At 50.8% G+C, this 23,158-nt stretch carries 24 protein-coding genes; 18 read left to right on the top strand and 6 right to left on the bottom strand.

What is annotated here, in order from left to right; all coding sequences use genetic code 11:
* Positions 1 to 150 precede the first annotated feature (150 nt).
* From ABID13_RS09720 to ABID13_RS09680, 9 genes are all read left to right on the top strand, one after another.
* Positions 151 to 1,671, top strand: a complete 1,521-nt coding sequence (locus ABID13_RS09720) for an anthranilate synthase component I family protein (RefSeq protein ID WP_045091089.1) — start codon at positions 151 to 153, stop codon at positions 1,669 to 1,671.
* On the top strand, positions 1,668 to 2,240 hold the full coding sequence (locus tag ABID13_RS09715; protein WP_048930029.1) for an anthranilate synthase component II: 573 nt from the start codon (positions 1,668 to 1,670) through the stop codon (positions 2,238 to 2,240). The genes ABID13_RS09720 and ABID13_RS09715 overlap by 4 nt, the downstream gene beginning before the upstream one ends.
* A gap of 100 nt (positions 2,241 to 2,340) precedes the next feature.
* The gene (gene trpD / locus ABID13_RS09710) at positions 2,341 to 3,384 is read left to right on the top strand and encodes an anthranilate phosphoribosyltransferase (RefSeq protein WP_007865636.1); all 1,044 of its coding nucleotides are present in this window, start codon (positions 2,341 to 2,343) and stop codon (positions 3,382 to 3,384) included.
* Positions 3,381 to 4,193: an indole-3-glycerol phosphate synthase TrpC gene (trpC, locus tag ABID13_RS09705; RefSeq protein WP_045091090.1), complete on the top strand. Its 813-nt coding sequence runs from the start codon at positions 3,381 to 3,383 to the stop codon at positions 4,191 to 4,193. Before trpD ends, trpC begins: the two co-directional genes overlap by 4 nt.
* Before the next feature lie 3 nt (positions 4,194 to 4,196).
* On the top strand, positions 4,197 to 4,853 hold the full coding sequence (locus ABID13_RS09700) for a phosphoribosylanthranilate isomerase (RefSeq protein WP_007865639.1): 657 nt from the start codon (positions 4,197 to 4,199) through the stop codon (positions 4,851 to 4,853).
* Positions 4,854 to 4,857: 4 nt separating this feature from the next.
* Positions 4,858 to 6,042: a tryptophan synthase subunit beta gene (gene trpB / locus ABID13_RS09695; RefSeq protein WP_007865641.1), complete on the top strand. Its 1,185-nt coding sequence runs from the start codon at positions 4,858 to 4,860 to the stop codon at positions 6,040 to 6,042.
* A complete protein-coding gene (gene trpA / locus ABID13_RS09690; RefSeq protein WP_007865646.1) occupies positions 6,035 to 6,808 on the top strand; it encodes a tryptophan synthase subunit alpha in 774 nt (257 codons plus the stop codon). Before trpB ends, trpA begins: the two co-directional genes overlap by 8 nt.
* A 196-nt stretch (positions 6,809 to 7,004) precedes the next feature.
* On the top strand, positions 7,005 to 7,568 hold the full coding sequence (locus tag ABID13_RS09685; protein WP_007865647.1) for an RNA polymerase sigma factor: 564 nt from the start codon (positions 7,005 to 7,007) through the stop codon (positions 7,566 to 7,568).
* Positions 7,565 to 8,365 (top strand): hypothetical protein, encoded by an 801-nt coding sequence (locus ABID13_RS09680; RefSeq protein ID WP_048930028.1) that lies wholly within the window; start codon positions 7,565 to 7,567, stop codon positions 8,363 to 8,365. Before ABID13_RS09685 ends, ABID13_RS09680 begins: the two co-directional genes overlap by 4 nt.
* Before the next feature lie 114 nt (positions 8,366 to 8,479).
* Here the strand turns inward: ABID13_RS09680 and ABID13_RS09675 are convergent, their stop codons facing one another.
* From ABID13_RS09675 to pflB, 5 genes are all read right to left on the bottom strand, one after another.
* Positions 8,480 to 9,193, bottom strand: a complete 714-nt coding sequence (locus ABID13_RS09675) for a gamma-glutamyl-gamma-aminobutyrate hydrolase family protein (protein ID WP_007865652.1) — start codon at positions 9,191 to 9,193, stop codon at positions 8,480 to 8,482.
* 140 nt (positions 9,194 to 9,333) lie between these two features.
* On the bottom strand, positions 9,334 to 9,501 hold the full coding sequence (fdxA, locus tag ABID13_RS09670; protein WP_007865655.1) for a 4Fe-4S ferredoxin: 168 nt from the start codon (positions 9,499 to 9,501) through the stop codon (positions 9,334 to 9,336).
* A gap of 107 nt (positions 9,502 to 9,608) precedes the next feature.
* Complete coding sequence (gene pflA, locus ABID13_RS09665) at positions 9,609 to 10,361, bottom strand: pyruvate formate-lyase-activating protein (RefSeq protein ID WP_007865658.1); 753 nt, start codon at positions 10,359 to 10,361, stop codon at positions 9,609 to 9,611.
* An 83-nt stretch (positions 10,362 to 10,444) separates the two neighbouring features.
* The gene (grcA3, locus tag ABID13_RS09660; RefSeq protein WP_040416938.1) at positions 10,445 to 10,690 is read right to left on the bottom strand and encodes an autonomous glycyl radical cofactor GrcA3; all 246 of its coding nucleotides are present in this window, start codon (positions 10,688 to 10,690) and stop codon (positions 10,445 to 10,447) included.
* Between the two features lie 38 nt (positions 10,691 to 10,728).
* On the bottom strand, positions 10,729 to 12,837 hold the full coding sequence (gene pflB, locus ABID13_RS09655; RefSeq protein WP_048930027.1) for a formate C-acetyltransferase: 2,109 nt from the start codon (positions 12,835 to 12,837) through the stop codon (positions 10,729 to 10,731).
* 355 nt (positions 12,838 to 13,192) lie between these two features.
* Here pflB and ABID13_RS09650 point away from each other — a divergent pair, with 355 nt between their 5' ends.
* From ABID13_RS09650 to ABID13_RS09635, 4 genes are all read left to right on the top strand, one after another.
* Complete coding sequence (locus ABID13_RS09650; RefSeq protein WP_007865662.1) at positions 13,193 to 13,396, top strand: DUF1858 domain-containing protein; 204 nt, start codon at positions 13,193 to 13,195, stop codon at positions 13,394 to 13,396.
* A 329-nt stretch (positions 13,397 to 13,725) separates the two neighbouring features.
* The gene (locus tag ABID13_RS09645; RefSeq protein ID WP_048930125.1) at positions 13,726 to 14,346 is read left to right on the top strand and encodes a DUF1847 domain-containing protein; all 621 of its coding nucleotides are present in this window, start codon (positions 13,726 to 13,728) and stop codon (positions 14,344 to 14,346) included.
* A 127-nt stretch (positions 14,347 to 14,473) separates the two neighbouring features.
* On the top strand, positions 14,474 to 15,541 hold the full coding sequence (gene uxuA / locus ABID13_RS09640; RefSeq protein ID WP_045091094.1) for a mannonate dehydratase: 1,068 nt from the start codon (positions 14,474 to 14,476) through the stop codon (positions 15,539 to 15,541).
* Positions 15,542 to 15,569: 28 nt separating this feature from the next.
* On the top strand, positions 15,570 to 16,247 hold the full coding sequence (locus ABID13_RS09635) for a GntR family transcriptional regulator (RefSeq protein WP_007865672.1): 678 nt from the start codon (positions 15,570 to 15,572) through the stop codon (positions 16,245 to 16,247).
* 89 nt (positions 16,248 to 16,336) lie between these two features.
* Here the strand turns inward: ABID13_RS09635 and ABID13_RS09630 are convergent, their stop codons facing one another.
* A complete protein-coding gene (locus ABID13_RS09630; RefSeq protein ID WP_007865675.1) occupies positions 16,337 to 17,086 on the bottom strand; it encodes an adaptor protein MecA in 750 nt (249 codons plus the stop codon).
* A gap of 214 nt (positions 17,087 to 17,300) precedes the next feature.
* Between ABID13_RS09630 and ABID13_RS09625 the strand changes: the two genes are divergently transcribed.
* From ABID13_RS09625 to ABID13_RS09605, 5 genes are all read left to right on the top strand, one after another.
* Positions 17,301 to 18,845 carry a serine/threonine protein kinase gene (locus ABID13_RS09625; protein WP_082173888.1) on the top strand — a complete coding sequence of 515 codons (1,545 nt, stop codon included), beginning with the start codon at positions 17,301 to 17,303 and terminating at the stop codon, positions 18,843 to 18,845.
* Positions 18,746 to 19,372, top strand: a complete 627-nt coding sequence (locus tag ABID13_RS09620) for a hypothetical protein (protein WP_227161430.1) — start codon at positions 18,746 to 18,748, stop codon at positions 19,370 to 19,372. The genes ABID13_RS09625 and ABID13_RS09620 overlap by 100 nt, the downstream gene beginning before the upstream one ends.
* 102 nt (positions 19,373 to 19,474) lie before the next feature.
* Entirely contained in the window at positions 19,475 to 19,741 is a 267-nt protein-coding gene (locus tag ABID13_RS09615; RefSeq protein ID WP_007865682.1) for a hypothetical protein, read from the top strand.
* Between the two features lie 229 nt (positions 19,742 to 19,970).
* A complete protein-coding gene (locus ABID13_RS09610; RefSeq protein ID WP_007865683.1) occupies positions 19,971 to 21,653 on the top strand; it encodes a glycosyl hydrolase family 18 protein in 1,683 nt (560 codons plus the stop codon).
* Positions 21,654 to 21,674: 21 nt separating this feature from the next.
* Positions 21,675 to 23,135: a metallophosphoesterase gene (locus ABID13_RS09605; RefSeq protein WP_045092391.1), complete on the top strand. Its 1,461-nt coding sequence runs from the start codon at positions 21,675 to 21,677 to the stop codon at positions 23,133 to 23,135.
* The last annotated feature ends 23 nt before the right edge of the window (positions 23,136 to 23,158 follow it).

Genomic DNA, 23,158 nt, shown 5'->3' with positions numbered 1-23,158 from the left:
TACCGCAGAAGTATTAAAAGCTTTTGTCCCTGCCGATTGAATCGGCTGGGGATGGAGGCTTTTTTTGTGTACAGAACACGGCGTCCAGTTTATGCAGCCACATTAAAAACAGTAAACCCACATGATCATTTACCCGGAAAGGAGCCACACATGATAATCCCAACCTGCGAAGAAATTTTAAAACTTGCTCCCAAATACGACATTATTCCAATCTGCCGCGAAGTATACGCGGATGTGATAACCCCCATCACCCTGCTCCGCCGTATCGCCAGGCAGAGCAAACGGTTCTTTCTTCTGGAAAGCATTGAGGGAGGAGAAAAATGGGGGCGCTATTCCTTTCTGGGATATGATCCCGTTATGCGCGTGACCTGTAAAAGCGGATCCGTGACCATTGAGAGCAGCTTAAGGGAGATACCGTCCCGGACCCTGGCCTCGGATCAGCCCCTTCAGGTCATCAGGGAGATCCTCTCCCGGTTTAAGTCCCCCAGCCTGGAAGGCCAGCCTCCTTTTACCGGCGGGTTTGTGGGATATTTTGCATATGCCATGGTGGAATATGCAGAGCCGGTCCTCCATATTTCCAGGGGGAGCGCCAATGATCTCGACTTAATGCTGTTTGACAAGGTTATTGCCTACGACCACTTAAAGCAAAAGATAGAAATCGTTGTAAACATGAGAACGGGCAGAACAGCAGATCCCGATCCCCGCCCCAGGGAGACCCAGTATCTGGAATATCTGATGAAGGAGTATGGAAGGGTCTGCGGGGAAATTGAAACCATAACATCCCTGATCAACCAGTCCAGTCCGTTGGAAAAGATGACATCCCCGGATAAACCGGTATTTACCTGCAATGTGTCCAAGGAAACGTTCTGCCGCACGGTGGAAAAGACAAAGGAGTATATTCTGGACGGAGACATTTTCCAGGCAGTCATATCCAGACAGTTCACAAGTCCCTATAAGGGCAGCCTGCTGGGGGCCTACCGGGTTCTGAGAACCACCAACCCGTCACCCTACATGGTCTACATGAACATTGATAATGATGAGATCATCAGCACCTCACCGGAGACGCTGATCCGGCTGAAGGACGGACGCCTCACCACCTTCCCGGTGGCAGGTTCCAGACCCAGGGGAGCCACACCGGAGGAGGACAGACAGCTGGAAAAAGAACTTCTGGAAGATGAAAAGGAACTGTCGGAGCACAACATGCTGGTGGATTTGGGACGCAATGACATTGGAAAGATCGCAGCCTTTGACTCCGTGGAGGTGACAGAGTACAAGATGATACACCGGTATTCAAAGATCATGCACATCTGCTCCCAGGTGGAAGGCGATATAAGGCCCGGGCTGGACGGATGCTCCGCCATCGAGGCCCTCCTGCCCGCAGGTACCCTGTCAGGGGCGCCAAAGATCCGGGCATGCCAGATCATTGAGGAGCTGGAGCAGGTGCCCAGGGGAATATACGGCGGGGCGCTGGGATATCTGGACTTTACCGGCAACCTGGACACATGTATTGCCATCCGCATGGCGGTAAAACAGGGAGGAAAGGTAACTGTGCAGGCCGGAGGCGGTATTGTTATGGACAGTGTGCCGGAAAATGAATACGAGGAGTCAGCCAACAAAGCCAGGGCAGTGATAAATGCCATTATAAATGCAGGGGAGGTAAATGACAGATGATCCTTCTGATTGACAATTACGACAGTTTTTCTTACAACCTGGTACAGATGATCGGCAGTATAAACCAGGATATACAGGTGGTCAGGAATGATAAGATCACCATCCGGGAGATAGAGGATCTGGATCCCAGCCATCTGGTGTTATCTCCCGGTCCCGGTTATCCGGGGGATGCGGGCATTATGGAAGATGCGATCAGGCAGCTGAAGGGCAGGGTACCCATCCTGGGAGTATGCCTGGGACATCAGGGCATATGCGAGGCATTTGGAGGAACCATCTCCCATGCAAAAAGGCTGATGCATGGAAAACAGAGCAGGATCGAGTTAGACAGCAGATCGCCTTTGTTTAAGGGGCTGCCTTCCAAAATCCAGGCAGCCAGATACCATTCCCTGGCAGCACAATCCGGGAACTTACCGGAGGAACTGGAAGTGACGGCCAGGGATTGTGAAGCAGGTGAGATCATGGCAGTGCAGCACAGAAAATACCATGTCTACGGGCTTCAATTCCATCCTGAATCCATCCTGACACCTGATGGAAGTAAAATATTGGAAAATTTTCTTTCAATTGCCTGACCGCCGCGGCGGCTTTGAGGCATATTGGAACGTGATCATAAGGACAGACTACGCGACATTGACGCATGGGCATAGCCCGTATTTGAAAAGGAGAATGATTATGATTCAGCAGGCAATCCACCAGTTAGTTGAAAACAGAAACCTTGATTTTGAAACCACAAAAGCAGTTATGGATGAAATTATGAGCGGCCAGGCAACCCAGGCCCAGATATCCTCTTTCCTTACAGCGCTGAGAATGAAAGGAGAGACCATTGATGAGATAACAGCGTGCGCCACAGTTATGAGGGATAAGGCAGTGAAACTCAATCCGCCTTTTTCCGTAATGGATATTGTGGGAACAGGAGGGGATGAGGTGGGAACCTTTAACATTTCCACCACCAGCGCCTTTGTGGCAGCGGCAGGAGGCATCCATGTGGCAAAGCACGGGAACCGCAGTGTATCCAGCAAGAGCGGGGCAGCGGATGTGCTGGAGTGCCTGGGAGCAAAGCTGGCGCTGACAGCAAAACAGGCCGAGGCCGTCCTGGAGCAGACCGGAATGTGTTTCCTCTTTGCGCCATCCTACCACTCATCCATGAAGTATGCGGCGCCGGTGAGAAAGGAAATCGGGATCAGGAGCATTTTTAATATATTAGGTCCTTTGTCCAACCCGGCAGGGGCGTCCATGCAGCTTTTGGGCGTGTACAGCAAGGAACTGGTGCAGCCCCTGGCACAGGTCCTGGCTAACCTGGGAGTGAAGCGGGGCATGGTGGTGTGCGGAGGCGATGGACTGGATGAGGCCACCCTCACAGGTGTTACCCATGTGTGCGAGATCCGTTTTGGAGAGCTTTCCTCCTATGACATCACTCCCCAGGAACTGGGGCTTACAACCTGCAGGCTTGAGGAACTGATCGGAGGGACGCCGCAAGAAAATGCCCTGATCACCAGGGATATCCTTTCAGGCAGCTTAAAAGGGCCAAAGCGGGATGTGGTGGTGATCAATGCAGCCATCAGCCTATACCTGGGGATTGACGACTGTACCATAAAGGACTGTGTGAAGAAGGCGCAGGAGATCATTGATTCCGGTGCGGCCATTGGGAAGATGGAGGAGTTTATCCAGGCAACGGTCCGGGCTGATCTGGAAGGCAAAAAGGAGATGGCGTCATGATACTGGATACCATTGCAAAATCCACCAGGAAACGGGTGGATGAGAGGAAATACGCAAAACCCCTGAAACAAGTTATGAGAGAGGCGCTTTTGTGTGCGGAGAGGGACAGGGACGGAGGACATTTGTTTGAGAAGGCGCTGTCCGGTCCCGGGGTTTCTTTTATCTGTGAAGTAAAAAAGGCTTCTCCCTCCAAGGGCCTGATCGCCCCGGAGTTTCCCTATGTGGATATAGCCAGGGAGTATGAGCAGGGGGGAGCGGACGCCATATCCGTACTCACGGAGCCGGAGTTCTTTCTGGGAAGCGACAGGTATCTGGAGGAAATACACCGGGCCGTATCCCTTCCCGTTCTGAGAAAGGACTTTACCCTGGACCAGTACCAGATCTATGAAGCAAAAACACTGGGAGCATCAGCGGTCCTTTTGATCTGTTCCCTGCTGGATCAGGCACAGCTGGCACAATATATGCGTATCTGCAGGGAACTGGGCCTGGGCGCCCTGGTGGAGGCCCACTCGGAACGGGAGGTATCCATGGCAATGGAGGCAGGCGCAGCAGTCATAGGGATCAATAACAGGAATCTGAAGACATTTGAGGTGGATTTTTCCAATGCCCTGAGACTGAGAAAGCTGGTAGGGCAGGATACCATATTTGTGGCGGAGAGCGGTATCAGGACGGCAAAGGATATAAAGGCATTGGCGGAGGCCCAAGTCAACGCGGTCCTGATCGGTGAGACGCTGATGAGGGCGCCTGACAGGAAAATGGCCCTGGCCGGGCTGCGGGGAAATGAGGGAGCTATACCCATAAGGAGCTAAGAGATGGACACATGTAAAATAAAAATATGCGGCCTCAGCCGCTTCCGTGATATCCTGGCAGTAAATGAGGCGCTGCCTGACTACATCGGGTTTGTGTTTGCAAAGAGCAGCCGCCGTGTCACGCCGGACAGGGCAAGGCAGTTAAAGGGAGAACTGGATCCGCGGATCCGGACCGTGGGGGTGTTTGTCAATGCGCCCATGGAGGAGATCCTGTGCCTGACAGAGGACTGCGGGGGACAAAATGGGACGATCGGCATGATCCAGCTTCATGGGGATGAGGATGAGGCCTATATAAGAACCCTAAAGGAACATACCCATGTGCCGGTCATAAAGGCGGTCAGGGTGCAGGGCACGGACCAGATACAAAAGGCACAGGAACTGCCCTGTGACTACCTGCTTTTGGACACCTACACCAGGGACGCCTACGGAGGCATGGGCGTGGGATTTGACTGGAATATGATTCCCCGGCTGTCCAAACCGTTTTTTCTGGCAGGCGGGATATGCAGCGGGAATCTGGCCCGGGCAGCTGCGCTGAGGCCCTACTGCATTGATGTGAGCAGCGGTGTGGAGACAGATGGACGTAAGGACTGTAAAAAGATAAGGGAATTGGTAAATCTGCTGAGAGCCACCCATGAATATAAAGAGAGCAAAGGAGCCTGAGACAATGTCAAATGGAAGATTTGGAATACACGGCGGTCAGTTTATACCTGAGACGCTGATGAGCGCTGTGACCGAGCTGGAAGCAGCTTATGAACACTATAAAAATGATCCGCAGTTTGTGGCGGAGTTAAGATACCTGCTGGAGGAGTACACAGGCCGTCCCTCCCGTCTTTATTATGCCGAAAAGATGACGGCGGACCTGGGGGGAGCCAAGATCTACCTGAAGCGGGAGGATCTAAACCACACGGGATCCCACAAGATTAATAATGCCCTGGGTCAGGTGCTCCTGGCAAAGAAGATGGGAAAGACACGCGTGATCGCCGAGACAGGGGCGGGACAGCACGGAGTGGCTACCGCCACCGCAGCGGCCCTGCTGGGGCTGGAGTGCGAAGTGTTCATGGGCAAGGAGGACACGGACCGACAGGCATTAAATGTATACCGCATGGAGCTGCTGGGCGCAAAGGTACATCCTGTCACCAGCGGCACCATGACCCTGAAGGATGCGGTCAATGAAACCCTGAGGGAATGGACCAACCGGATCGCGGATACCCACTATGTGATCGGTTCCGTTATGGGACCCCATCCCTTCCCCATGATGGTCAGGGATTTCCAGAGCATCATTGGAAGAGAGATCAAGGAGCAGTTAAAAGAAAAGGAAGGAAAACTGCCCCACATGGTGATCGCCTGTGTGGGCGGGGGCAGCAATGCCATGGGAGCCTTTTATGAGTTTATACAGGATGAGAGCGTAAAACTGGTGGGCTGTGAGGCGGCCGGTCTGGGAGTGGACAATGAAAAAAATGCAGCAACCATTGCAAACGGCCGTCTGGGTATCTTCCACGGCATGAAATCCTACTTCTGCCAGGATGAGTACGGCCAGATCGCGCCGGTATACTCCATCTCCGCGGGCCTGGACTATCCGGGCATTGGTCCGGAACATGCCCAGCTTTACGACAGCAAACGAGCTGAGTACGTGCCTGTGACTGATGATGAGGCGGTGGATTCCTTTGAATACCTTTCACGCATGGAAGGCATCATCCCGGCTGTGGAGAGCGCCCATGCAGTGGCCTATGCCAGGAAGGTGGCGGGAACCATGGACAAAGACCAGATCATTGTGATCAATCTTTCCGGCAGGGGAGATAAGGACGTTGCGGCAATTGCAAGATACAGGGGGGTGGAACTCTATGAATAGGATACAGAAAGTATTTGAGAACAAGAAGGCATTTATACCGTTTATAACAGCGGGGGACCCGGATCTGAGTGTGACGGAGGAATTGGTGCCGGCCATGGCTGAGGCGGGAGCGGACCTGATTGAGATAGGCATCCCCTTTTCCGACCCCGTGGCAGAGGGGATCGTGATCCAGGAGGCGGATATGCGCGCCCTGGCATCGGGCACGACCACGGATAAGATATTTGACAGTGTGAGACGCATACGGTTAAAGACAGATGTGCCCCTGGCTTTTATGACATACATCAACCCCATATTTGCCTACGGTGTGGATAAGTTCATGAAACAGGCGGCTGATTGTGGAATCGATGCCCTGATCGTGCCGGATATGCCCTTTGAGGAGCGCCAGGAGCTTCTGCCCGCCTGCAGACAGTATGGACTTGTATTGATCTATCTGGTGGCTCCCACCTCCAGGGAGCGGGCCCAGGCCATTGCCAGGGAGTCGGAGGGGTTTGTGTACTGCGTCTCATCCCTGGGCGTGACCGGAGTGCGAAAGGAGATAACCACCAATATAAAAGAAATGGTGGAAACTGTAAAACAGGGAAAAAATGTGCCCTGCGCAATCGGTTTTGGCATCTCCACCCCGGAGCAGGCCACAAAGATGGCCGCCCAGTCGGATGGTGTCATTGTAGGCAGCGCTATTGTAAAGATAGTGGCTGAATACGGAACGTTATGTGTGAAACCGGTCTGCGATTACGTGCACGAGATGAAACAGGCAGTGGGAGCATAGGAAATCATCAAAAGAAAAAGATCCGTCTCCGGAGAGTAATTTCCGGTCACGGATCTTTTTTAATATAAAATGAACCGATCCTTCTCAAGGCGCCTCTTTATAGCAGGTGCACCGATCAACCGGTCCTTCTGGCCACAGAGCCGGCAGAAGGATATAATGGATTAAAAAAGACAGGAAGTGGAAGGGAGAGAGCCATATGGAGCAGTCAGCGGCAGAACTTGCGCGCCGGATGATGGAAGGCGACAGTCAGGCATTTGACCGGATCATGGAGTACTATTATCCAAAGGTGCTGCGCATGGCCTATCTCATATCCGGAAGTTATGCGGACAGCGAGGATATTGTGCAGGAGACCTTTGTGCTGTGCTGGACAAACCGAAGGAAGATCAAGGATCCGGAGAGCTTTGGCAGCTGGATCTACAGAACGCTGACCAGGGAAGCCTGGCGTTTTTGCAGAAAGCACAGGAAGGAACAGCCTGTGGAGGCGGTATATGGGGAGGAAGAACCCCAGTCTGGATCTGTTCTGGAAGAGGTGATGAAGCGTTCCCGTGATCAGGAGCTGTACAGGGCTGTCAGAAACCTTCCGGTCAAGCAGAGGACTGCGGTTGTGCTCTACTATTTTAACCGGATGTCCGCAAAGGAGATCGCCCAGATCATGGGCTGTCTGGAGGGAACCGTCAAGTCCAGGCTGTACACGGCCAGGGAAAATTTAAAGAAAGAATTGACAAAGGAGCAGAATACGGGAAGGGAGGTAACCCTATGAATGGACAACAGGATACTGATCAGACGGCTGGGCTGGAGGTGCAGATCCGCCGGACTCTTTTACGCCGGGCAGAGTCCTTAGAGGTCACTTCCGCGGATGAGGAGCGGATGAAACGCTCTGTCCATCAAAGAATAGAGGAGGAATCAGGAATGAGAAAATGGAGCGCAAGAAAAATAGCAGTGGTGGCAGCCGCAGCCTGCGTGCTGGGAAGCATGACGGCAGTGGCTGCAGGAAAGATTACACATGTAAGCTCCCATAGCTACCATACCAATGATTTCACATATGAAAAGCTGGGGGAGACGGAGGAAAGGCTGGGATTTGCAACAAAAGCGCCGGAAGCTTTCAGCAACGGATACCGATTCAGCGTTGGTGTTCCTGTGGAACAGTCCGGTATGGACGAGGAAGGGAACCCTGTGGAAATGGGGGAGGCCGTTTCCCTGACTTATAAAAAGAAGGGCCAGCCGGACCTGTTTGTGTCCGTGGAAAAGAGCGGTCCGTATGGGATATCAGGCCAGGCGGACCAGGTTTTTGACCATAACGGGATTGCCATTGAATTTAGTGAATATGAGTACCGTATGGTACCGCCTGATTACCAAGTCTCTGAGGCGGAACAGGCCATGGTGGATGCGGGAGAGCTGGTCATCGCCTATGGTTCCCGGAAAGTGGAAAATAAGGTCTACCAAAGCCTGTCATGGGAGGAGGGAGGCGTCCATTACAATATGGATGTTTTTGACAGTGACCTGACAGCTGATCAGATGGCCGGCATGGCGGTAGAAATCATAGAGGGTCATTCATAAATACACAGGCCGGGCCGTGTCCAGATCATATCTGGCCACTGTCCGGCCGTGTGATTTCCCTGATCTGCTCTGATCTGCACCTGATCCGCACCTGATCCGCATATAATCCTCACATTATCTGCAGGCTTCCACAAAACTCTTAAAGATATTGGCGGCAGCCCTGTCCTTGGGCCACATATGTTCCGGATGCCACTGTACGCCCAAAAGGTAGGGATAATCCTGCATTTCCACAGCCTCTATGATACCGTCCGGCGCGTAAGCGCTGACCGTAAGACCGGGAGCCGGTGTCTGTACCGCCTGGTGGTGGAAACTGTTGACCGCAAGCTCCGTCTGCCCGGCCGCGATCCCGGCCAGAAGCGAATCCTTTAAAACAGTTACATGGTGGGATGGAACCGGGTAGGGAAACGGCTGTTTGTGGGCAATGGGAAAGCTGCGCTCTGTCTGGCTGGGGATATCCTGGTAAATGGTTCCTCCCAGGCCCACATTGATGATCTGTGCTCCCCGGCAGATCCCAAGAATCGGTTTTCCGGCCGCCATGGCCGCTTTCAGGAGCAGGAGTTCCATGGTGTCCCGGGCAACGGATGCATTGCCGCAGTGGGCCTGAGTCTCCTCTCCGAAAAGAAATGGATGGGGATCCGGGCCGCCGGAAAATAAAAATCCATCACACATATGGACCAGCTGTCCTAAGTCCTCCTGGGTGATCTCAAGGGGCAGTACCACAGGAATGGCCATGGCTGCCTGGACCGCCCTCAGATAGGTAGGGCGCAGGCTGATGTCATCATTCTCTGTGTTGTGGGAAGGGGTGATGCCAATGACTGGTTTCTTCATTTTTTCAATCCTCCAATAATGATATATGCGGCAAGGCGCCCTCAGTTTACAAAACCCTGTGTGTCCTTGTAAACGTAAGGGATCTTCCAGATAGCGAAAAAGAGCCCCTTCCATATGGAAGAGGCTCTTATGTACTGCAATTAGCCTTCGATTGCTCCTGTTGGGCAGGTAGCTGCACAAGTACCGCAGTCAATGCAGGTATCAGCATCGATTACGTACTTTCCATCTCCCTCAGAGATTGCGTTTACTGGACATTCGCCAGCACAGCTTCCGCAGCTTACACAAGAATCATTAATTACATATGCCATGATAAAGTACCTCCTTAAATTTGTCTACATTGTTATTTTATTTTATACTATAAAGGACAATTATTCAAGAGGAAATTGATTCCTCTCCGGGTTAATATTGTATTAATTTAGGAGCAATTAGCCCTTGCGTCACGCATTCCCCTGAGAATCACTTTTCTGGCCTCCGCTGCCTTTTCAGGAGCCATGGGGGGCACATCCTCAAGGGCATAGGGAATCCCCAGCTCATGATATTTAACCTTTCCCATATCGTGATAGGGCAGGACGTCCAGGGCTTTGATATTTTTAAGGGTGCCCAGGTATTGTCCCAAGCGGTACAGATAGGTTTCCTTGTCCGTTATGCCGGGAACTGCCACGTGGCGGATCCACACAGGTATTTTTTTCTGTTCCAGATACCTGGCAAAAGCCAGTATATTGTCCTGGGGCTGGGCGCAGAGCTTAATGTGCTCCTGGGGATCAATGTGTTTAATGTCCAGCATTACCAGGTCCGTTGATGACATCAGGCGGTCAAAACGCGCCAGGATGCCATCTGAGTCCGGATTAAAGGTAATGCCCGAGGTGTCCAGGCAGGTATGGATATTCCTGGCCTTGGCTGCCTCGAATAATTCAGTGACAAAGCGGATCTGGGTCAGGGGTTCACCGCCGCTGACCGTGATGCCGCCTTTCTTATAGAAGGAACGGGCCTGCTCAAACTGGTTCAGTATCTCATCCACAGTCATGGCAGTGCCGCCCTTGGGATCCCAGGTATCGGGATTGTGGCAGTAAAGGCATCTCATGGGGCAGCCGCTCAGGAAAATGACCATACGGATCCCGGGGCCGTCAACCGTCCCAAAACTTTCAATGGAATGAACACGTCCAATCATATACAGCTCTCCTCTCCGACTAGTTCCGCAATCACCTAACTTACTTTACCACAATCCCTGAAAATATGATAGTATCCGCCGGATTAAATCGCTCCGTGGAATGTCCTGGAAATGACCTCGTCCTGCTGTTCCTTTGTCAGCTTGTTAAAGTTAACGGCATAGCCGGATACCCTTACAGTGAGCTGGGGATATTTTTCAGGATGAGCCTGGGCGTCTAACAGGGTTTCTTTGCTGAATACATTTACATTGAGATGGTGTCCGCCTTCCTGGGCATAGCCATCCAACAGTGCTACCAGGTTATCAATCTGAGCTTCGCTTGCTTTTACCATAGTATTTGTCCTCTCTTTCTTATGAAACAGTTCATCGATCATGATTCCTCAATATCTGATTCGGAATCCAGTCCTTCAAACAGGTTTCCGCCCATGTCACAGCTGGGGCAGCTGGACAGTTCCACTTCCAGGTCTCCCATAAAAATCTGGTCATCCTTACCCAGGGCGCCGGGGATGATGGAGAAGGTATTGGAGATACCATCCTGGGCATCCCTGAAAGGAAGCTTTGCCACAGAGGCCAGGGAAGCGATGGCTCCGTGGCTGTCCCTGTGGTGCATGGGGTTGGCTCCGGGAGCAAAGGGCTGTCCGCCTTTACGGCCGTCCGGTGTGGAACCTGTATTCTTGCCGTACACCACATTGGAGGTGATGGTAAGAATGGAGGTGGTGGGGATTCCGCCGCGGTAGGTGTGGTTGCCTTTGATATAACTCATGAAAATGTGTACCAGGTCAGCTGCCAGCTGGTCCACACGGTCATCATTGTTGCCGTATTTGGGGAAGTCTCCCTCTACAATATAGTCAGTGACAATGCCCTTTTCATTGCGGACCGTCTTAACCTTTGCATATTTGATCGCGGAAAGGGAGTCTGCCACAACGGAGAGACCGGCAATACCGGTTGCAAACCATCTGACCACCTTCTTGTCATGAAGGGCCATCTGCAGTCTTTCATAGCTGTACTTGTCATGGTTGTAATGGATGATGTTCAGGGCATTGACATATACCTTGGCAAGCCATTTCATCATGTCCTTATATTTGTCCATAACCTCATCAAAAGCCAGGTACTCAGAGGTGATGGGACGGTATTTGGGGCCTACCTGCTTGCCGGTGATCTCATCCACACCGCCGTTGATGGCGTACAGCAGGCACTTGGCCAGGTTGGCTCTTGCGCCGAAGAACTGCATTTCCTTGCCCACCCTCATGCTGGATACGCAGCAGGCAATGGCATAGTCGTCACCATGGGTGGTCCTCATCAGGTCATCGTTCTCATATTGGATGGAGGAGGACTCGATGGAGGTCTTTGCACAGAACCGTTTAAAGTTCTCCGGCAGCCTGGTGGACCAGAGTACGGTCAGGTTGGGCTCAGGGGCGGTGCCCAGGTTATGCAGGGTGTGAAGGTAACGGTAGGACATCTTGGTCACCATGTGGCGTCCGTCAATACCAATGCCTCCAATGGATTCCGTTACCCATGTGGGGTCGCCGGAGAACAGGTCATTGTACTCAGGGGTTCTTGCGAATTTAACAAGACGCAGTTTCATGATAAAATGATCCACGAATTCCTGAACCTGTGCTTCCGTATATCTGCCTTCTCTTAAGTCACGCTCAGCGTAAATGTCCAGGAAGGTGGAGGTGCGTCCAAGGGACATGGCAGCTCCGTTCTGCTCCTTCACAGCCGCCAGGTATCCGAAGTATGTCCACTGGATGGCTTCCTTTACATCAGCGGCAGGCCTGGAAATATCAAAACCGTAAATAGTACCCAGGGTCTTTAGATCCTCCAGTGCGCGGATCTGCTCGGAAAGCTCCTCACGCTCCCTGATCACATCAGAGTACATAATGGTACGTGTTGAATCCTTTTCTTCTTTCTTTTCCTGGATCAGGGCATCCACTCCGTAAAGAGCGATCCTGCGGTAGTCGCCAATTATCCTGCCGCGTCCGTAGGCGTCCGGAAGTCCTGTTATGATATGGCTGGAACGGCAGGCCCGCATTTCATCGGTATAGGCGTCAAACACACCTGCATTGTGGGTCTTTCTATGCTTTGTGAAAAAATCTACAACTTCAGGATCCACCTCAAAGCCGTTATCCTGGCATGCCTTCATGGCCATGCGGATACCGCCGTAGGGCTGGAGGGAACGCTTAAAAGGCTTGTCGGTCTGAAAACCAACAATGGTTTCTTTATCCTTATTTAGATAGCCGGGACCGTGGGAAGTGATGGTGGATATAACTTTTGTATCCATATCCAGGACACCGCCCGCTTCCAGCTCCTTCTTGGAAAGCTCCATTACCTGATCCCAAAGTTCCGTGGTATTCTCCGTGGGGCCTTCCAGGAATTGGTCATTGCCGTCATAAGGGGTATAATTCTTCTGGATGAAGTCGCGGACATTGATCTCCCGCTGCCATACACCGCCTTTAAATGTGTTCCATTCTGTTCTCATAGACTTTTCCTCCTGTGAAATGCGTAAACTGATAGTATCCAATATGAAATAGTATGAGCCACTTGACCGACAGCCATACCGGACAGAAAAATTTGCCGGTTCCTCTGAACAATCATAGTTTACTAAAAATCATTGCTTTCTGCTGTTGCTTTTGCAACACTTATTATATTATGCACATTGTATACACGTCAATAGTTTTTACTGATAATATTTTTTAACAATCCTTGATAAATCTGGTTAATATGAAAAAAATGTAAGTCTTGTCAAAAAAGGAAATTCGTATTATGATGATAGAAGCGCAGTAATCCGTTATTGTGGGAATACTAATAGCAGAAATAAAAGGAGGTACACTACCATGACGATTGATAAGAGCATGCTGATCGGCCAGTTGATCCAGGTCGATGAGATCATCCCCAACATCCTTATGCGTGCAGGAATGCACTGCTTAGGCTGTCCTGCTTCCCAGGCTGAGTCCCTGGAAGAGGCATGCATGGTTCACGGCATTGACTGTGACACACTGGTTTCTCAGATCAATGAAGTTCTGGCAGCCAAAGGCTGATTGGCATTTTCATAAGTTGAGACAGGAAGGACGTTTGCTGCACCCATTGGTGTGTGACAGGCGTCTTTTTTTCATATCATAGGGGATTCCTCTGAGATTCCCCATAAAATGAAAAAACGCTCAGCGGTGATTGCCCTGTGCCCTCAGTGTACAAGGGCTGACCAAAGGTTAAATATATTTCAGGCCGTAGTGGATTTCCTGTACTTTTTGTGATATACCTGATACAGTGTACTCTCGGAATCTCCTGGTGGTCAGATTTGCGAAAATCAGACGCAGAAATGGGGGCCGGGGAGATTCCGGGAGAACCTGCAGAAAGGGGAGGTAAGGCAATGTATACATGCGCATATTGTACGGTTCTGGCCTGCGGTCAGGAACATCCGGAAACCATGCCTGCAAATTGTCCCATGAGGGACCGGAACATGGTGGAGGCCGCGTTTAAGCGGTATGAGGAGGATGAAGTAAAGGATTTTTATATCTGTTCCTCAGAGATTGAAAGCCTGGGATACGGACAGTGGGTCCGGGTAAAGGAAACCATGGAATTCTGCAGGAAAATGGGTTATCACAGGATTGGGCTGGCGTTCTGTAAGGGATTGAGAAAAGAGGCCCGCATACTGGCGGACATACTGAAGAAGAATGGGTTTGATACAGTGTCCGTCATATGTAAGACCGGGGGAATTGACAAGACCAGAGCCGGGATTCCTGATGAAAGGAAGATACATCCCGGAGGGTTTGAGCCGATGTGCAACCCCATCCTTCAGGCAGAACTGCTTAACGGGCAAAAGACAGAGTTTAATATTGCCCTTGGCCTGTGTGTGGGACATGATTCCCTATTCTATAAGAACTCCCAGGCTATGGTGACGACCCTGGTTGTAAAGGACAGGGTCCTGGCCCATAATCCGGTGGGAGCGCTGTACTGCGCTGAGGGATATTATTCCGAAAAACTTCAATAAAATAATGGTCAATAAAATAATGACAATATGAATGGTGAATGCGTATTGACAAAGTCTGTGCCCGAGAGTAATATATTAGTATATTAAGCGTTGCTGATTTAGCATACGGATAAGGAGGACAAAGACTATGGATATGACATTGCGTTGGTTTGGGGAGGGTGTGGACTCTGTTGCACTGGAGCAGATCCGTCAGATTCCCGGTGTAAAGGGTGTGATCACAACCCTGTATGACATCCCGGCAGGGGAAGCATGGCCCATGGAGCGGATTCTTAAGATGAAGGAGCAGGTGGAATCCAAGGGCCTGAAGGTGATGGGAATTGAGAGCGTGAATATCCACGATGCCATAAAGGTGGGCATACCGGAGAGGGAGCAGTACATCGCCAACTATATCACTACCCTGGAGCGCCTGGGCCAGGCGGATATCCATATTGTGTGCTATAATTTTATGCCTGTATTTGACTGGACCCGCTCAGACCTGGCCAAGGTCCGCCCGGACGGCTCCACGGTGCTGGCATATGACCAGAGTGAGATCGACAAGATCAACCCTGAGAACATGTTTGAATCCATGGGAGAGAAGTCCAATGGTTTTGAGCTTCCCGGATGGGAGCCTGAGCGTATGGCCAGGATCAAGGAACTGTTTGATATGTATAAGGACGTGGATGCCGACAGGCTGTTTGACAACCTGGTTTACTTCTTAAAGGCCATCCAGCCTGTGTGTGAGAAATATGACATTAAGATGGCCATTCATCCGGATGATCCGGCATGGCCTGTATTCGGCCTGGCCAGGATCATCACAGGCAAGGAGCAGCTGTTGAAACTGATGAAGGCAGTGGATGCCCCCTTTAACGGCGTCACTTTGTGCACCGGTTCCCTGGGCAGCAATCCGGAGAACGATATCCCTGATATCATCCGTTCCCTTAAGGGCAGGATTCCATTTGCACATGTGCGCAATCTGCAGTATAATGCACCTGGGGATTTCCAGGAGGCTGCACACCTGTCATCAGACGGCAGTATGGACATGTACGAGATCATGAAGGCGCTTCACGATATTGCGTTTGACGGTATCGTGCGTCCGGACCATGGAAGGGCTATCTGGGGCGAAGTATCCATGCCCGGATACGGCCTTTATGACAGAGCGCTGGGCGCCTGCTACCTGAACGGACTTTGGGAGGCAATAGACAAGCAGAGCCGGTAATCCTTATAACAGACAGGAGGCCGTGTTCATGAAGATTGAGGAAAAGAGATCAGGGGAGACTGCCAGGGAATATGCGTACCGTACCATACGGGACAACATCATTTCCCTGGACCTGGAACCCGGGTCCCCATTTAATGATATGGAGATGTCGCAGCATATTGGCATCAGCCGCACCCCGGTGAGGGAGGCTGTCATCCAGCTCAGCGAGGAATCCCGCATCATAGAGATATTTCCCCAAAGGGGGATGCGGATCGCTCTTATAGATGTGGAACTGGTGGAGGAAGCGCGCTTTCTGCGCCTTGTGCTGGAGAAAGCAGCAGCGGAGCTGGTATGTGATATGGCCGGTGAAGAGGACCTGGCATGGCTGGAGGAGAATATCATGCTTCAGGAGTTCTACATGGAGAGGGGTTCCAGTGGAAAACTTCTGGATCTGGACAATGAAATGCACAGAAAGCTTTTTACCATCTGTAAGAAAGAACTCACATACAATATGTGCCAGCGCCTGGCCGTCCACTATGACAGGATACGCAGCCTTTCCGTGGCAATGGTTAAGGATTATAAGATCATTGAGGACCATAAGAAGCTTTTACAGGCCCTGAAGGCCAGAGATAAACATTTGGCAGTGGATACAATGGATAAACACTTAAACCGCTGGATGATGAACGAGCAGATGTTCAGGGCACAGTATCCCCAGTATTTTAAATGATCAAAACAAGTAAGGGTACCCTTGTATGATGAGGGTAAATATAAGACAACCCCCTGAAGTCCGGATATGGACTTTAGGGGGTTTTGTATTTAGATTTTTGCCAGGTTCTGCAATGCCTGGTCCTGGATCATCACCTCATAGTGTTCCTTAAAGTAAGCCTCACTGGCGCCTTCGCTGGGAAGCTTTGCGGCGTATTCCGCCAGAATATTGCAGACTCTGGAAAAGTCCAGATCCGTGCAGTCCTGACGCTTGATGATCAGATAATACTGCCGCGTGCCGGGCTTTTTGTAGAGGCTGTTAACACCGGTATAGATACCTTCCACTGCCCTGGATGCCTCGCTGATGCGGTCCAGGCTGTCAAAACGGAAAATGCGGCGGCTGCTGACAGCGCCCGTACCCTTTTTGGCAGTTTTGCCGCCCTGTGAGGCGGAATCCGCTTTGCTCTGCGCTTCCTCAACCGTATCCGGCTCCAAATAGTCCAGGGAATCCTCTGCGCCCTCCAGAAATTCATTGGCCAGCTGTGACAACAGAGAATCCTGGTTCTCCTCCGTAAATGGGGAAAACTTGGCAAAGCGGGTGTCCAGCTCTTCCGGGTCTTCAATTTTCGTGATGACCAGCATAATGCTTTCGCTGGATAAGGGAATGGCTTCCACCATCAGTGGAATGTCCTCTGCCTCAAAGCCCACTTCATTGGATGCCTTCTGGATCATCTCACGGAACAGCTTCCTGGCTTTCTCCGTGCCATAGGCCAGTTCCACAAGATTAATGTTGCGCACGCTTAAGTCAAAGCTGGTTAATGTACATCGGATCTGGTTGTCATTAATTCGTTCTATCTTCATAGGATCACTTCCTGTTCTATATCAACTGTGGTTTGTCTATCTGCAATTAGGGCAGAAGATAGACTTCTACACTTTAAATATACTACATTACATAGGAAAATATCAATTACTCATTGAAAAATTTAAGAAAAATTTTTGGAAATGAAGATAGAAGATATAACGACCATAGACGAGTGACAGAAAATAGTATAAAATTTATGTAAGAGATGGACTTGTGACAAAGGAGGGAAGCACAGAGGAGAAGATTTTATTTGGTAAATACCGCCTGCTGCACAAGCTGGGGACAGGGCGGACCGGAACGGTCTGGCTGGCGCTCCATCTGGGTCTGGAGGAGTACAGGGCGATCAAGTGCGTGCCCAGGACGTGTGCGGACTATGAGACATTCCGCAGGGAGGCGCTGATCCTAAAGGAACTGCAGCATCCGGGAATTCCCATGATTTATGACCTGGAAGAAGATCCTGAATATTTTTATTTAATCGAGGAGTATTTACAGGGATACTCTCTTTACACCCTGATCAAGTGTCAGGGCACTCTTAAGCAGGCAGATGCGGTCCGTTACGGAATGCAGATCTGCGGGCTTGTGGAATACATGCACTCTGCGTGTAAACAACCCATACTATATTTAGATTTACAACCACATAATTTGATTATCTGTAACGGCACGGTAAAACTAATCGATTTTGACCATGCTGCAAGCTGCCTGGATGCAAACCAGGAGGAGCAGCGTTACGGTACGGTGGGATGCGCTGCTCCCGAACAATATACATCTGACGGGATATTAGATCAAAGGACTGATGTCTATGCCATTGGTGCAGTCCTCCGTTTTATGCTGACCGGAACCCTGAAGCAGGGAGTATTTGCACCCCAAATAGTTACAGAACCGTTACAAAGTATAATTGAAAAATGTATGGAGCCTAATATGGACAGGCGGTATGAAAGCGCTAAGGAACTGAATTCAGTCCTGCGCCGCCTGTGTATCAGGGAATTGACCGTTAACAACGATCACAGGGCAGGTCCATCTCTTATTATAAACCTGGCGGGCGTGAGACCCGGAGCGGGTATCACCCATCTGTCATTGGGGCTGCTGCATTTTCTGACAATACAGGGCTATGAAGTACTGTACGAAGAGCATAACCGGTCCCAGGCAGTGCGGACATTGGCCCGGCAGGTGAATGCACGGCCGGACAGGCGGGGGATTTATTCAGTGAACGGCTGTTTTATGAAGCCATGGTACGGTCCGGCGGTCCGTTTGGAGGAGCCCCTTGATTTTTCTGTAGTGCTGAGGGACTATGGGACAGATTGGAAGATCCTTTTGGAGGAATCCGCCCGGGATCATGTCCTTGTCACGGCGGTCACAGACAGTGCCTGGGAAGCATGTTATATACAAAGGGCTGTCTCGGCACTGATGGACCAGCAGGACCTTTATAAGGGCAAAAAGGCGGTTTTTATATTCCGCCATGCAGGACAGGGGTATTCGGGGAGAAGGTTTCACATCCGGGATTGGAACGGTCTGCTCAAACAGTCTTTGTTATACAGATCACCGGAATATAGGGATCCTTTCAGCCGGGACAGGAGTACCCAGCTGTTTTTCAGATCCTTATGGGACGGCATATCCGGCGAAGCCGGAACGGAGCGGAGCAAAAGGGGCTGGTTAAAGGGATGGGACACTGCAAAAGGGGCCGTTTTAAGGGCGGCCGGAACCCTGAGGCCAGATGCAGGATCATCGGGATCATCGGAGCGGGAAGGGGAACGGGGGTAACCCACCTCAGTGTGCTGGCAGCTAATTATCTGTCCAGCTCCCTGCAGCGCAGGACTGCAGTCATTGAGTGGAACGATCATGGAAGCTTTTTCCAGATAAAAGCCACGTTCAGGGACAGCTTGGAAAAAAGGGCGGGTTCTGCGGATTACGGATACAAAATTTTCGGGGTTGCATATTATATGCAGGGAGACCCGCGTGTACTGGCCCGCTGTATGGACGGTTCCTATGATGACATTGTCATTGACTTTGGTGAAATGAGGGCCTCCATCAGGGCGGAATGGCTCAGATGCACGGTAAAGATCATAACAGCATCCCTGAGTGAGTGGAAGCTGAAGGCATTTATGGAACTTTTGACAGAGGAAGATGAACGCAGAACGGGATGGATATATACGGCTGCGTTTGGCAGTGAGGACATCAGAAGAGAAATTGAAAGGCAGTTTCATATTCTTTTGAAGAGAGTACCTCTTTCAGTGGATGCATTTTCAGTGGACTACAGGGTGATGGAGTGGTTTGGGGGAATTTTGTGAATGAGAAAGCAGAGGCGGCGTTTTGCCAAAAACGGAGATATGTCACGGATACTTCCTTGAGGGGCAGAAGCTGGCTTATGCAGTTTTAGGAGGGTTTACTTTATGGCGAGAAGTATTGAATACGCTGACCATAAGAAGCACCAGAGGACTTATCTGGACGGACTGAAACGATATAAAAACAAAGGGGTCCGCATTATAATTGACGGGGAAGAATGCCCGGAGTCAGATTGGGAACGCATATTTGAAATGGGGGAAGACGGCGGATTCTATATGGGAGACTATGTGGGCGCTGAACAGGGATGCCTTAGGGAGATCCGGTTTGACAAGGTATACCTTTGCGACCCTCCTAAAAAGAAAAGGAAAGAGTAGGAAAAATTAGCTTAATAAAAGGGAGTTTTTATGGGCGTGCTGCCGGAAGTACCATTCCAGCCTGTGCAGCCAAAGCAGGCAGTGCGCCCGTGATGCTCCTGAGATAAACACGCCCCGGCATACTCTGGGGCGTGGCCTGGTAAATGACCATAAATTGTAAGCAATTAAATGTCCCAATCCTATTGTTTTGTGGTAGAATAAAAACAATCATAGGATACTGGAGGACAGGATGAGCAGAAGAAAAAAAGGTCACGGCTGCGGGATTACAGTGTTGGTCCTGCTGCTGCTTTTTATACTGGCAGGCGGGGCCGCCGGATGGATTTATGTTAAGAAATACATGCCAAGCAGTGAACTGTCTGATAAGGCCAAGGTATTTGGTATTAAAAGCGGGCAGGTGGCATTGCTTTTAGATAATGAACTGCAGGAAGAAAAGGGAATTTACGAGGACGGTCAGGTATACCTGCCGGTGGATTGGGTGAACCAGCACCTGAACCAGCGTTTTTACTGGGACGAGGGAGAAAAGCTGCTGGTTTATACGCTGCCGGAGTCCATTGTATATGCGGATGAAAGTACACAGGGGGAAAAGGGACCTCTGTTTAAGGTGACGGACCAGGGGATGTATTTATCCCTGGGACTGGTGGTAAATTATACGGATATCCGTACCCAGTCCTTTGCCACAAGCCAGATCAAGCGGGTGTTTATCGATACCATATGGGAGCCCTATGACACTGCTGTCATAAAGAAGACAGGGCGGGTCCGGGAAAAGGGCGGGGTTAAAAGCCCGATCCTCACAGAACTGTCCCAGGGAGAGTCCGTGGATGTTCTGGAGCCCATGGAAAAATGGTCCAGAGTGAGGACCGGAGACGGTTATATTGGCTATATTGAGAACAGAAAACTGGAGGCGGGAGAGCAGGTGATGCCTGAGAGCCTGTTTGAAGCCCCTGTATATACCAGCATTTCCATGGATGAAAAGGTCCGGTTGGGATTCCATCAGGTGACACGCCAGGAGGCTAACAGCACACTGGAAAGCTACGCGGGTGTCACAAAGGACATGAATGTGATCGTCCCCACCTGGTTTAATGTGGTATCCAGCGATGGGACCTATAATTCCCTGGCAAGTAAGGAATATGTAGAGAAGGCACATGACATGGGGCTTAAAGTATGGGCCATGGTGGAGAATGTGAGTACGGAGGAAAGTGTAAAAAACCTTAATACCAAGACTCTTATGTCCTCAACCAGCACAAGAAAGAAACTGATCGCCAATCTCATGCAGGAAGCTGAAACATATGGCTTTGACGGTTTTAATCTGGACTTTGAAAGCCTGAAGGCAGAGGCCGGTCCCCATTACGTGCAGTTTATCAGGGAACTGTCCGTGTCCTGCCGCCAGAAGGGGCTGGTACTGTCTGTGGATAATTATGTTCCATCCTCCTACACTGCTTTTTACAACAGGCGTGAGCAGGGAATCGTGGCGGATTATGTGATTGTGATGGGATATGATGAACACTATGCCGGCGGGGAGGCAGGAACTGTTTCCTCCATTTCCTATGTAAAGGACGGAATAGAGAACACGCTAAAGGAAGTTCCAAAGGAAAAGGTGATCAATGCTGTTCCCTTTTATACCAGGGTATGGACGGTGAATGACGGAAAGACCACATCCAAGGCCTATGGCATCAAGGATGCGCAGCAGTGGGTCAAGGACAACAATGTGGAATTGACCTGGGATGACAGCCTGGGACAATATTATGGAAGCGCGGTGAACAGCAGCGGTGAACAGCTGATATGGATGGAGGAGAATGAATCCATGAAGCTTAAGATCGACTTGATCAGGGAATATGACCTGGCAGGAGTGGCCTGCTGGAAGCTGGGATTTGAGACACCGGAAATATGGGACATTGTGTCCACGGTAAAATAGACGTAAAACCGGGGGATGGATATGAGAAGTAAGAAGTGGATGATCGGAATTGCCATGGCAGCCGGCATAAGCGCTGCAGCAGCCGGATGCGGCAGGGAGGCGGCAGTGGAGGAAAGCGCACGGCCCTCGGTGAGCCGGACAGAGGAACCCTCATCTGAGGAACAGACACAAAAGCCCACCTCCCCTCAGCCCTCTGAGATAGAGCCATTTCCAGGCGCTGAGAAGGAGACAAAGGCGGAACCGTTAAAAGGCGGAAAACGAATCGTGGTGATGACTGATATCCACTATCTGGCTCAGTCCCTGACCGATCAGGGGGATATGTTCCGGTCTATGGTGGAGCATGGGGACGGCAAGCTTACCAATTATGTGTGGGAGATCACAGATGCAGCGTTTGAGGAAATCCAGCTGCTGAATCCCGATGTGCTGATCATAAGCGGGGATCTGACGCTCCAAGGGGAAAAGAAGAGCCATGAGGAGCTGGCGGAAAAGCTGGAACAGGTGGAGAATGCCGGTATTACCGTGGTGGTCATTCCGGGAAACCATGATATTAATAATCCCAGTGCGGCCGTGTACTCTGGTTCGGACCGTTTTCCGGCAGAGCCCACTACACCGAATGATTTTGTAAGGATATATGACGAATACGGCTACGCGGAAGCGAACAGCCGGGATCCTAATTCACTGAGTTACACTTATGACCTGGGGCCTGCCATGCGCCTGCTGATGCTGGACACCTGCCAGTATGAGCCGCGCAACCGGGTGGGCGGTATGATAAAAACAGAAACCTATGAGTGGATAGACCGACAACTGGAGGATGCCCGGGATGACGGGGTGATATTGCTTCCTGTGGCACATCATAACCTGCTGGAGGAAAGTAAGGTGTATGTGGATGACTGCACTATTGAGCACAGTGAGGAACTGATCCAAAAGCTGGAGGGTGAGAATATCCCTCTGTTCCTCAGCGGGCACCTTCACGTACAGCATTATATGCAGAATAATGACATTGGGATCTATGAGATCGTCACCAGCTCCATGAGCACCCCGCCCTGTCAGTACGGGGTGCTGGAATACATGGAGGATGAATCATTTTCCTACCATACAAACCAGGTCAATATTGAGAAGTGGGCCAGGAAGCACAGGAGTACGGATGAAAATCTGCTGAATTTTAATACATACTGTCCTCCTACTCTGAACCGGATCTTCTATAATCAGGCATATGATGCCATGAAGGATTCGGCGGAGGAGGAGACGGGAAGCGTCTATGTCAAGCTGACAGAACCTGAGAAGCAGCAGATGTCCAAAGTCTATGCGGATATCAATGCGGCCTGCTATGCGGGCAAGGCATATGAAGTGGCGGGGCGGACTGTAAAGGAACCAGGATATAAGATGTGGCAGGAATATTGTTATCCCAGCATCCTTTATGAGTATCTGGAATACATTGTGGAGGATGCCGTGAAGGATTATAACAGCCTGGCAGTGGAATAAAACAGGTCTTTTTCTTGTGGATG

The organism is Enterocloster citroniae, from assembly GCF_040545455.1.
Taxonomy (GTDB): Bacteria; Bacillota; Clostridia; order Lachnospirales; family Lachnospiraceae; genus Enterocloster; species Enterocloster citroniae.
This window is presented reverse-complemented; position numbering and strand designations above follow the sequence as displayed.